Raw genomic sequence first — 11213 nt, 5'->3', positions numbered from 1 at the left:
GTGCGAAGTAAAGGGGGAGGCGTCGGCCGCAGGCCGGCGCCGGGGGACATTCGCACGCAGCCCCCGCTCCCTTCAGCGCTCGACCCAGCCGCTCTTGCTCCTGCACACAGAGAAAAGCAGGACAAAAAAGCGCGGCCCCGATAATCCGGAGGCCGCGCCAGGAGAGAGAGTGTGCCGTGGAAGGGACGGGGGGATCAGAACACGAAGCTGACGCCTGCCACCGGGCCCTTGAATTCCTGCTTCAGGCCGACGGTACCGTCGCTGCCCTTCTTGTCCACGTCCAGCTTGAACCAGTCGTAGCCGGCGAACACGCCGAAGTTCTTGGTGAAGCGGTAATCGACGATGGCATTGGCGCGGCTCAGGTCGCCCTTGTAGTCATCGAAGCTGCCCCAGCGCGTGTTCAGGTACTGGCCCTGCAGCGTGATCATCCAGCGCTCGGACGGGGTGAAGGTCATGCGCGCACCCACCACCGGCGCGATGCCGTCGGCCTTCTCGTCGAGGAACTGGCCTTCGTAGACGGTGCCCAGGTCGGCATAACCCTTGGTGCTGACCTTGGCGTACTCGCCACCGATCTGCAGGCCGAGGTCGAAGGTGTCGGTATCGACGACCGAGTAGTCATAGACCAGGCTGGCCACCTGGTACTTCAGTTCACCCTTCACGAAGCTGCCGGCCGGCACGTTCTCGCCACCGAAGGAAATGCCCTGGTCCAGCGTCTCGCGGCGATCCTTGTCGTACTTGAAGTAGTTGAACAGCAGGCGCTGGCGGTTGCTGATGCGGAACATGCCGTCGATGCGCGGCTCCCATTCCTTGCCACCCAGCTTGAAGTCCTGGTTCAGGGCGATGTCCTGGCCAGCCACGTTGGTCCTGCCGCGGAGCGTGTTGTCCGAATCGATGTTCATCGCACCCAGGCGGATGGCGAAACGGTCGTCGCCTTCCGCGGCGTGGGCGGCATTGGCGAACGAAGCGCCTGCGGCGAGCAGGGAGAGGGCGAGCAGGGTGGGAACGGAGCGCATCGAAGAGTCCTTGCAGTGGTTCATCAGAATGAAGGCCACTGTGCCGGACGGCGGCGTCCACCATCCGTGAACGTATGGTCCACGCGATGTGCACGGTTCAGCGCTGTCGCGACGATGCAAAAAGATGGCCCCGGAGCCGGGCTTCGGGGCCATCGTGGGACCTGCGGGGCGAAGCGTCGACGAGGTTGCTGCAGGCAGGTCGAAAGATCGGACCTGTGCCCGACGCAAAAGTTCCGCGCCTGCGACCAAAGTTCAATATTGCAGCGCAACATGACACGGACGTCATTGTCCCCCGGGTGGTACGCAAAAATGTAACCGTTACCGCAACTTGCGGCTTGCCGGGATGAACAGGCAGCGGTTGTCTCGCAAATTGTCCCATTGCTATAATTTGGCGGCTCGATGAGGCCTCCTCTGCTGTAGCCGCCTCAGCCCTCCACTTGCAACCACGCGGGACGTCCTGTGCTGAACTCCGTTGATGCGGGTCGGCGACTGATGCTGCGCGCCGCGGTCTACCCGCTGGCCGCGGTCGCTGTCCTGGCCCTGGCCTTCCTGCTGGTGGGTCCGAAGTATGCCCTCGGCGCGCTGGCGTCCGGTGTGGCCATTTCGGCCGGTGGCTGGGTGGCAGCGCGGATGGCACTGAGCGGGGGAGCGGTGGCCGCAGGTTCGGCGATGGCTCGCCTGATCATTGCGATCGTGGCCAAGTGGGTGGTGGTTTTCGGCGTCCTGCTGGTGGGGTTCCTGGTCTTCAAGCTGCCTGCATTGGCGCTGTTGGCCGGTATCGCCGTCGGCTTGATGTTCCAGGTCCTGGCCATGGCCAGGCGTTGACAGAATTCAATTAACTGAAGGTTCCGGACACATGGCGGGCGAGGCTCTAACCCCTACCAGCTACATCCAGCATCACCTGCACAACCTGACCGCGCCGGTCGGCAAGGGTGAGGGTATGTTCTGGCATATCCACGTCGATACCTTCCTCACCGCGGTCCTGATGGGCCTGGTGATCGTCGTCGCGTTCTGGCTGGGCACCCGCAAGGCCACCGCCGGCGTGCCGGGCAAGTGGCAGGCCTTCGTCGAGATCTGCCTGGAGTTCGTCGACCGCCAGGCCAAGGACACCTACCACGGCAAGAGCAAGCTGGTCACGCCGATCGCCATCACGATCTTCTTCTGGATCCTGATGATGAACCTGATCAAGATGATCCCGGCCGACTTCATCGCCAAGCCGCTGGAATGGGCGGGCATCCACTACTGGAAGCCGGTGCCGACCGCCGACGTCAATGCCACCCTGGGCATGGCCATCAGCGTGTTCTTCCTGATGCTGTTCTTCGCACTGAAGTCGAAGGGCCTGCTGGGCTTCATCAAGGAATTCCTGACGGCGCCGTTCGGCAAGTGGATGATGCCGTTCAACCTGATCCTCAACATCGTCGAGTGGCTGAGCAAGCCGATCTCGCTGGCGATGCGACTGTTCGGCAACATGTTCGGCGGCGAAATCGTGTTCCTGCTGATCTGGGTGCTGGGTGGTGCCGGTTTCTTCGGTGCCATTGCCGGTGGTGCGTTCGGCCTCGGCTGGATGCTGTTCCACCTGCTGGTGATCCCGCTGCAGGCCTTCATCTTCATGATGCTGTCGATCGTGTACCTGAGCCTGTCGGAAGACGCTCACTGAGTTTCAAGCTTCAACGCGTTTCAACCTTCATCCGTTTCATCACCCTTAGCAACTTAAGTTCCTGGAGATAACCATGTACTTCGCCGTCCTGACCAACTTCGCGCAGATTCAGAGCTCCACCGCCCTTGCCGTCGGCATCATGATCGGCCTGGCCGCGCTGGGCGCCGGTCTGGGTCTGGCCATCATGGCTGGTAAGTTCCTGGAGTCGGCCGCCCGCCAGCCGGAACTGATCCCGGTCCTGCAGGTCCGCATGTTCATCACCGCCGGCCTGATCGACGCCGCGTTCATCATCTCGGTCGCCGTCGGCCTGCTGCTGGCCTTCGCCAACCCGCTGTCGGCTGCCTTCGCTGGCGCCGTCACCAAGGCTCTGGCCGGCTGATACAGCGGTTTGAGACGACCGGGTGCTGATGCACCCGGTTTCGGATGAAGGCCGGATGCGCCGCTACGGCGGCGCGTCCACCCCGAAACCAGCGATCGAGCTAACCATGAATATCAATTTCACCCTTCTTGCGCAGGCGCTCGCCTTCGCTGGTCTGATCTGGATCATCGCGACCAAGATCTGGCCGCCGCTGATGAACGCGATCGAAGAGCGCCAGCAGAAGATTGCTGAAGGCCTCGCTGCTGCCGACCGCAGCCAGAAAGATCTGGCCCAGGCGCAGGAGAAGGTCAACGAAGCGCTGAAAGAAGCACGCACCAAGGCCAACGAGATCATCGACCAGGCCCACGCGCGCGCCAACCAGATCGTTGATGCTGCCCGTAACGAAGCGATCACCGAAGCCACCCGTCAGAAGGAACTGGCCCAGGCTGAAATCGACGCCGCCGCCAACCGTGCCCGTGAAGATCTGCGCAAGCAGGTGTCCGCGCTGGCCGTGACCGGTGCCGAAAAGCTGCTCAAGCGCGAAATCGACGCCAACGCCCACAAGGCGCTGCTCGACGAGCTGGCCTCGGAGATCTAAGGATGAGCCAGGCCCTCACGCTTGCCCGCCCGTACGCCCGCGCCGCGTTCGCGACCGCGCGCGACGAAGGCGCGTTCGCGCCGTGGTCGGACGCCTTGGCGTTCTCCGCCCACGTCGCCGCCGACCCGCGCGTGGCGGCCCTGCTCGCCAACCCGGAGCTGGGCCGTGACGACGCCGTCGCCCTGCTGGCGCCGGTGACCCACGGCGAGACCTACTCGCGCTTCCTGGCCATCCTGGCCGACTCGCATCGTCTGCCGCTGCTGCCGGAAATCTCCGGCATGTTCGATGCCCTGCGCGCCGAAGCCGAGCACGTGGTCAAGGCCACCGTGACCTCGGCGGCCGAACTGTCGGCCGGTGAGCTGGATGCGATCAAGGTCGCGCTGCGCAAGCGCTTCAACCGCGAGGTCGACGTGACCACCGCGGTCGATGCCTCGCTGATCGGCGGCGCCGTGATCGACGCCGGCGACGTGGTCATCGATGGTTCGCTGAAGGGCAAGCTGGCCCGTCTGCAGACCGCGCTCGCTAACTGAATTCATTTAACGTCCGGCCCCGCTGCCGGCACTAGGACTTGACGATGGCAACCACGCTCAACCCCTCCGAAATCAGCGAACTGATCAAGAACCGCATCGAGAAGGTCAAGCTGGCCGCGGAATCGCGCAACGAAGGCACCGTGACCAGCGTGTCCGACGGCATCGTGCGCATCTTCGGTCTGGCCGACGTGATGCAGGGCGAAATGATCGAACTGCCGAACAACACCTTCGCCCTGGCCCTGAACCTAGAGCGCGACTCGGTCGGCGCCGTGGTCCTGGGTGACTACGAGCACCTGCGCGAAGGCGACGTCGCCAAGACCACCGGCCGCATCCTGGAAGTGCCGGTCGGTCCGGAACTGCTGGGCCGCGTCGTGAACGCGCTGGGCGAGCCGATCGACGGCAAGGGCCCGCTGGGCACCGACCTGACCGCTCCGGTGGAGCGCGTTGCTCCGGGCGTGATCTGGCGCAAGTCGGTCGACCAGCCGGTGCAGACCGGTTACAAGTCGGTCGACGCGATGATCCCGATCGGCCGTGGCCAGCGCGAGCTGATCATCGGTGACCGCCAGACCGGCAAGACCGCCATGGCGATCGACGCGGTGATCAACCAGAAGGGCACCGGCATCAAGTGCGTGTACGTTGCGATCGGCCAGAAGGCTTCGACCATCGCCAACATCGTGCGCAAGCTGGAAGAGAACGGCGCGCTGGCCCACACCATCGTGGTTGCCGCGACCGCTTCCGAATCGGCTGCCATGCAGTACATCAGCGCCTACTCGGGCTGCACCATGGGTGAGTACTTCATGGACCGCGGCGAAGACGCGCTGATCGTGTACGACGATCTGTCCAAGCAGGCCGTGGCCTACCGCCAGATCTCGCTGCTGCTGAAGCGCCCGCCGGGCCGTGAAGCCTACCCGGGTGACGTGTTCTACCTGCACTCCCGTCTGCTCGAGCGCGCTGCCCGCGTGTCCGAGGAATACGTCGAGAAGTTCACCGAAGGCAAGGTCACCGGCAAGACCGGTTCGCTGACCGCGCTGCCGATCATCGAAACCCAGGCCGGCGACGTGTCCGCCTTCGTTCCGACCAACGTGATCTCGATCACCGACGGCCAGATCTTCCTGGAAACCGACCTGTTCAACGCCGGCATCCGCCCGGCCGTGAACGCCGGTATCTCGGTGTCGCGCGTCGGTGGCTCGGCCCAGACCAAGATCATCAAGAAGCTGTCGGGCGGCATCCGTATCTCGCTGGCCCAGTACCGTGAGCTGGCTGCGTTCGCGCAGTTCGCCTCGGACCTGGACGAAGCGACCCGCAAGCAGCTGGAGCGTGGCCAGCGCGTCACCGAGCTGATGAAGCAGAAGCAGTACGCGCCGATGTCGATCGCCAACCAGGCGCTGTCGATCTACGCCGTCAACGAGGGTTACCTCGACGACGTGCCGGTCAACAAGCTGCTGGCGTTCGAAGAAGGCCTGCACGCCCACTTCGCCAACACCCAGGGCGAGCTGGTCAGCAAGGTCAACGCCACCGGCGGTTGGGACAACGACATCGAAGGTGCCTTCAAGAAGGGCATCGCCGAGTTCAAGACCACCGGCAGCTGGTAATCGCGGTCCTGTAGAGCGGAGCCACCGGCTCCGCTGGACCAGATGACAAACGGTTGAACAACGCGGGGCAACAGCCCCGCGCCACGGGAAACAAGAGATGGCAAGCGGACGCGAAATCAAAACCAAGATCAAGAGCGTGCAGAACACCCGCAAGGTGACGCGCGCCCTGGAAATGGTCTCGGCCTCCAAGATCCGCAAGGCGCAGGATCGGATGAAGACCTCGCGTCCGTACGCGCAGGCGATGAAGCAGGTGATCGGCCACCTGGCCCAGGCCAGCACCGACTACCAGCATCCGTTCCTGGTCGAGCGCGAGCAGGTCAAGCGGGTCGGGTTCATCGTGATCTCCTCCGATCGCGGCCTGGCCGGCGGCCTGAACAACAACCTGTTCCGCAAGATGCTGGGCGAAGCCAAGGCATGGCAGGACAAGGGTGCCGAAGTGGACCTGGTGACCATCGGCCAGAAGGCATCGACCTTCTTCCGCCGGGTGAAGGTCAACATGGTCGGCAGCGTGACCCACATCGGCGACGTGCCGAAGCTGGAATCGCTGATCGGTGTGATCAAGGTCATGCTCGACGCCTTCACCGAAGGCAAGGTCGACCGCGTGTACCTGGTCTACAACCGCTTCGTGAACACCATGACGCAGAAGGCCAGCTTCGATCAGCTGCTGCCGCTGCCGCCGGCTGAGAAGCAGGTCGCTCACCACGACTGGGATTACCTGTACGAACCCGATGCCGCGACCGTGCTGGAGCACGTGATGACGCGCTACATCGAGTCGCTGGTGTACCAGGCACTGCTGGAAAACGTCGCCTCCGAGCATGCCGCACGCATGGTTGCGATGAAGGCGGCGAGCGACAACGCCAACAAGCTGATCGGCACCCTGCAGCTCGTCTACAACAAGGCGCGCCAGGCAGCGATCACCCAGGAAATCTCCGAAATCGTCGGCGGCGCGGCAGCAGTCTGACCGCGTTCGTTCAAAGCACACATTAGAGGATGCAGCAATGAGTCAGGGCAAGATCGTTCAGATCATCGGCGCGGTCGTCGACGTCGAATTCCCGCGTGAGTCGGTGCCGAAGGTGTACGACGCACTGAAGGTCGACAACACCGAAATCACCCTTGAAGTCCAGCAGCAGCTGGGCGACGGCGTGGTGCGCACCATCGCCCTCGGTTCCACCGACGGCCTGAAGCGCAACCTGATCGCCACCAACACCAACCGCGGCATCTCCGTGCCGGTCGGTGCTGGCACCCTGGGCCGCATCATGGACGTGCTCGGCCGTCCGATCGACGAAGCCGGCCCGGTGGCCGCCAGCGACAGCTGGGAAATCCACCGTGCGGCCCCGTCGTACGAAGACCAGTCCCCGGCCACCGAACTGCTGGAAACCGGCATCAAGGTCATCGACCTGATGTGCCCGTTTGCCAAGGGCGGCAAGGTCGGCCTGTTCGGCGGCGCCGGCGTCGGCAAGACCGTCAACATGATGGAACTGATCAACAACATCGCCAAGGCGCACAGCGGTCTGTCCGTGTTCGCCGGCGTGGGTGAGCGTACCCGTGAGGGCAACGACTTCTACCACGAAATGAAGGACTCCAACGTCCTCGACAAGGTGGCGATGGTGTACGGCCAGATGAACGAGCCGCCGGGCAACCGTCTGCGCGTCGCCCTGACCGGCCTGACCATGGCCGAGTACTTCCGCGACGAGAAGGACGAAAACGGCAAGGGCAAGGACGTCCTGCTGTTCGTCGACAACATCTACCGCTACACCCTCGCCGGTACCGAAGTGTCGGCACTGCTGGGCCGCATGCCGTCGGCCGTGGGTTACCAGCCGACTCTGGCCGAGGAAATGGGCGTCCTGCAGGAACGCATCACCTCGACCAAGAACGGTTCGATCACCTCGATCCAGGCCGTCTACGTTCCCGCGGACGACCTGACCGACCCGTCGCCGGCAACCACCTTCGCCCACCTGGACTCGACCGTGACCCTGTCGCGTTCGATCGCCTCGCTGGGTATCTACCCGGCCGTCGATCCGCTGGACTCCACCAGCCGCCAGATGGACCCGCTGGTCATCGGCCACGAGCACTACGACACCGCCCAGCGCGTCCAGCAGACCCTGCAGAAGTACAAGGAACTGAAGGACATCATCGCCATCCTGGGCATGGACGAACTGTCCGAAGAGGACAAGCAGGCCGTGTCGCGCGCCCGCAAGATCGAGCGCTTCTTCAGCCAGCCGTTCCACGTGGCCGAAGTGTTCACCGGTTCGCCGGGCAAGTACGTGCCGCTGAAGGACACCATCCGTGGCTTCAAGGCCATCGTCGATGGCGAGTACGACCACCTGCCGGAGCAGGCGTTCTACATGGTCGGCGGCATCGAAGAAGCGGTCGAGAAGGCCAAGAAGATGGCCGAGAAGGCCTGATCCGGGACCGGCGGGAGCGATCCTGCCCGACCTGACGCCGGTGCCGGGCAACCGCCCGCACCGGTGGACTCCCACGGTGGCATTGCGCCGCCGCGAACAGCGAAGAGATTTGCATGAGCACGATCCGTTGCGACATCGTCAGCGCCGAGCAGGAAATCTTCCGTGGCGAAGCGACCCTGGTCGTGGCCACCGGTGAGCTGGGCGAACTGGGCATCGCGCCCAAGCACGCGCCGCTGATCACCCGCCTGAAGCCGGGCAAGGTGGTGGTGACCACGCCGAACGGCGAGCAGCTGGATTTCGCCATTTCCGGCGGCATCCTGGAAGTGCAGCCGCAGGTGGTGACCGTGCTGGCCGACACCGCGATCCGCGCGCAGGACATCGACGAAGCCTCGGTCCGCAAGGCCAAGGAAGAAGCCGAGCGCATCCTGGCCAACCGTGGTGAAGCCATGGAAATTGCCGAAGCCCAGCAGAAGCTGGCCGAGGCAGTGGTGCAGCTGCAGGCGCTGGAACGCCTGCGCAAGACCCTCAAGCACTGAGGTTCGCGCTGCACCCACGAGAACGCCGGCCCTGCGCCGGCGTTTTTGTTGATGCCAACCGCACTGGGTAGAGTCGACCGTTGGTCGACTATCGCGAGCAGCGCGGGTTTTTCGCGGCCTGATGGAAAAGCAGTCGACTGACAGTCGACTCTACAGATCCCGATCCCCACCTCGTATCAGCGATACACGACCTGTCGCAGCAACAGGAACGAGATCACGGCCAGGCCGCCTTCCACCAGCGGCTTGGCCAGCCAGGCGTACTGCAGGCCAAGCGCATGATCCGCGGCAGATACCAGCAGCGTGCTGGCCGTGGTGAGCAGCAGCCACAGGGGCAGGAAGCGCGCGAAGCGGCGCCAGCCCAGCCGTTGCTGGCCATCGGCCGTGGCGAAGGTGATCCGCCCGTTCAACCAGAAACCCAGCAGCATGCCGGCCAGGCGCCCGGCCAGGTTGCCCGGTACCACGGGCAGGCCTGCCGCCGTGGCCAGCACGAACACCGCCCAGTCGAGCAGCAGCTGCAGTGCGCCGATGATGAGGTAGGCGCTTCCCTGGCGGAGCAGGTTCATGGCTGGGATGAAGACGGGCAGGCCCCCATGTTAGCGGCCCACGCACTAGAATCATCGGCAACGAACCATAGATTGCCGTTGCCATGACCCAACCCCTGCACGTCATCATCCTCGCCGCCGGCGCAGGCAAGCGCATGAAATCGGTGCTGCCGAAAGTACTGCAGCCGATCGCCGGCGAGCCGATGCTGGCACATGTGATCGCCGCGGCACGCGAACTGCAGCCTGCCGCCATCCACGTGGTCTACGGCCATGGCGGTGAAGCGGTGCGGCAGCATTTTGCGGGCCACCCTGACCTGCAGTGGGCCGAGCAGGCCCAGCAGCTGGGCACGGGTCACGCGGTGGCGCAGGCAATGCCGCAGGTGCCCGATGCCGCACAGGTGCTGGTGCTGTATGGCGATGTGCCGCTGATCCGCGCGCAGACCCTGCGCGACCTGCTGGCGCAGCCAGGCCGGCTGGCGGTGCTGGTGGCCGAGGTGGACGACCCGACCGGCTATGGCCGCGTGCTGCGCGATGCCGAGGGCAAGGTCGGCTCGATCGTCGAGCAGAAGGATGCCACTGACGATCAACTGCGCGTGCGCACGATCAATACCGGCATCATCGCGGCCGAGTCGACCGCACTGCGCCGCTGGCTGTCGCAGCTTTCCAACAGTAACGCACAGGGCGAGTACTACCTGACGGATGTCTTCGCCTTTGCTGCACACGAGTACACCCCGGCCGAAATGGCGCTGGTCGCCGACGCGCAGGAAGCCGAGGGCGCGAACGATCCCTGGCAGCTGTCACAGCTGGAGCGCGCCTGGCAGCGGCGCGCGGTACGTGCCCTGTGCGCGCAGGGGGCGCGCGTGCGTGATCCGGCGCGTCTGGACATCCGCGGCACGGTCAGCGTGGGCAGTGACGTGCTGATCGATGTCGATGTGGTCCTGGAGGGCACCGTCGTGCTCGGCGACGGCGTCACCGTCGGTCCGTTCAACCGCCTGAAGGACGTCAACCTCGGGCCGGGCACCGAAGTGCGCGCACACTGCGATCTGGAAGGCGTGGTCACCGAGGGCGCTGCGCTGGTCGGCCCGTTCGCGCGCCTGCGCCCGGGTACCGTGCTGGCCGATGGCGTGCACGTCGGCAACTTCGTCGAAACCAAGAAGGTTACCCTCGGCGTCGGCAGCAAGGCCAACCATTTGACCTACCTGGGCGACGCGGTGATCGGCAGCAGGGTGAACATCGGTGCCGGCACCATCACCTGCAACTACGACGGCGTGAACAAGTCGACCACCACCATTGGCGACAGCGCGTTCATCGGTTCCAACAGTTCGCTGGTGGCGCCGGTGACCATCGGCGAAGGCGCGACCATCGCCGCCGGTTCGGTCATCACCCGCAACGCGCCGGACGGCAAGCTGACCCTGGCACGCGCACGGCAGGAAACCATCGATGGCTGGAAGCGCCCGCTCAAGAAGTCCTGAGCCCCGCATTCCGCGCGCCGATGAACTCGGCGTGCTGCCGGGCATCGAGCAGCGCGCTGGCGAACGGCTGAAGGGTCACGAAGCCTATCCGGTATTTGCCGCTCACGGCCTGGATCTGCCGACACTGCAGGACGGCCTTGAGCGCCGGCAGCTATGGGTCGTGGATGCGGCTGACGGTGGCATCGCCGGCTATCTGCTGGGCGGCGCGCTGTGTGGCGAGTTCCATGTCCTGCAGATGGATGTGGACCCCGCGCATGCGCGTCGAGGCCATGGCCGTGCATTGCTGCGGCATGCCTTGGCGCAGGCCAGGGCCGCCGGCTTTGCTGCAGCGGTGCTGACCACCTTGTCCGACGTGCCGTGGAATGCGGCCTTCTATGCCAGCGAAGGCTTCGACATAGTGCCTGAGGCGGAGTGGAGCGACGGCCTGCGCGCCGTCATGGCCGAAGAGGCTGCGCTCGGGTTTCCGATGCACGTGCGGGTGGCGATGCGACGGGTTGGGTAGGTGCCGAG

Annotated in this window: 13 protein-coding genes; 11 read left to right on the top strand and 2 right to left on the bottom strand. The window is 64.7% G+C overall.

What is annotated here, in order from left to right; translation table 11 throughout:
* Positions 1-194: 194 nt before the first annotated feature.
* Entirely contained in the window at positions 195-1013 is an 819-nt protein-coding gene (locus tag O0J73_RS08550) for a hypothetical protein (protein ID WP_053450863.1), read from the bottom strand.
* A gap of 459 nt (positions 1014-1472) precedes the next feature.
* Here O0J73_RS08550 and O0J73_RS08545 point away from each other — a divergent pair, with 459 nt between their 5' ends.
* The 9 genes from O0J73_RS08545 to O0J73_RS08505 all read left to right on the top strand — a co-directional run bounded on the left by O0J73_RS08545 (position 1473) and on the right by O0J73_RS08505 (position 8689).
* Entirely contained in the window at positions 1473-1838 is a 366-nt protein-coding gene (locus O0J73_RS08545) for a hypothetical protein (protein WP_006471338.1), read from the top strand.
* 31 nt (positions 1839-1869) lie between these two features.
* Complete coding sequence (atpB, locus tag O0J73_RS08540; RefSeq protein WP_049466592.1) at positions 1870-2670, top strand: F0F1 ATP synthase subunit A; 801 nt, start codon at positions 1870-1872, stop codon at positions 2668-2670.
* 73 nt (positions 2671-2743) lie between these two features.
* A complete protein-coding gene (gene atpE, locus O0J73_RS08535) occupies positions 2744-3049 on the top strand; it encodes a F0F1 ATP synthase subunit C (RefSeq protein WP_005411133.1) in 306 nt (101 codons plus the stop codon).
* Positions 3050-3155: 106 nt separating this feature from the next.
* Positions 3156-3626 (top strand): F0F1 ATP synthase subunit B, encoded by a 471-nt coding sequence (locus O0J73_RS08530; protein ID WP_005419512.1) that lies wholly within the window; start codon positions 3156-3158, stop codon positions 3624-3626.
* A 2-nt stretch (positions 3627-3628) separates the two neighbouring features.
* Positions 3629-4156, top strand: a complete 528-nt coding sequence (locus tag O0J73_RS08525; RefSeq protein ID WP_006471336.1) for a F0F1 ATP synthase subunit delta — start codon at positions 3629-3631, stop codon at positions 4154-4156.
* 44 nt (positions 4157-4200) lie between these two features.
* A complete protein-coding gene (gene atpA, locus O0J73_RS08520; protein WP_008266965.1) occupies positions 4201-5748 on the top strand; it encodes a F0F1 ATP synthase subunit alpha in 1548 nt (515 codons plus the stop codon).
* Between the two features lie 97 nt (positions 5749-5845).
* The gene (atpG, locus tag O0J73_RS08515; RefSeq protein WP_006471334.1) at positions 5846-6709 is read left to right on the top strand and encodes a F0F1 ATP synthase subunit gamma; all 864 of its coding nucleotides are present in this window, start codon (positions 5846-5848) and stop codon (positions 6707-6709) included.
* A 37-nt stretch (positions 6710-6746) separates the two neighbouring features.
* Positions 6747-8153, top strand: coding sequence for a F0F1 ATP synthase subunit beta (atpD, locus tag O0J73_RS08510; protein ID WP_006471333.1), 1407 nt, complete (start codon positions 6747-6749; stop codon positions 8151-8153).
* Between the two features lie 113 nt (positions 8154-8266).
* Positions 8267-8689: a F0F1 ATP synthase subunit epsilon gene (locus O0J73_RS08505; protein ID WP_006471332.1), complete on the top strand. Its 423-nt coding sequence runs from the start codon at positions 8267-8269 to the stop codon at positions 8687-8689.
* Between the two features lie 176 nt (positions 8690-8865).
* On the opposite strand, the gene O0J73_RS08500 is transcribed toward O0J73_RS08505, so the two are convergent.
* A complete protein-coding gene (locus tag O0J73_RS08500) occupies positions 8866-9252 on the bottom strand; it encodes a GtrA family protein (RefSeq protein ID WP_049456536.1) in 387 nt (128 codons plus the stop codon).
* 83 nt (positions 9253-9335) lie between these two features.
* Here O0J73_RS08500 and glmU point away from each other — a divergent pair, with 83 nt between their 5' ends.
* Both glmU and O0J73_RS08490 read left to right on the top strand, forming a co-directional pair.
* Entirely contained in the window at positions 9336-10703 is a 1368-nt protein-coding gene (glmU, locus tag O0J73_RS08495; RefSeq protein ID WP_006471302.1) for a bifunctional UDP-N-acetylglucosamine diphosphorylase/glucosamine-1-phosphate N-acetyltransferase GlmU, read from the top strand.
* A complete protein-coding gene (locus tag O0J73_RS08490; RefSeq protein ID WP_006471300.1) occupies positions 10672-11205 on the top strand; it encodes a GNAT family N-acetyltransferase in 534 nt (177 codons plus the stop codon). Before glmU ends, O0J73_RS08490 begins: the two co-directional genes overlap by 32 nt.
* Positions 11206-11213: the final 8 nt, after the last annotated feature.

This window comes from Stenotrophomonas sp. Sm6012, assembly GCF_030985895.1.
Classification (GTDB): Bacteria; Pseudomonadota; Gammaproteobacteria; order Xanthomonadales; family Xanthomonadaceae; genus Stenotrophomonas; species Stenotrophomonas forensis.
The sequence above is the reverse complement of the archived record's forward strand: the minus strand, read 5'-3'. Positions and strand labels throughout refer to the sequence as shown.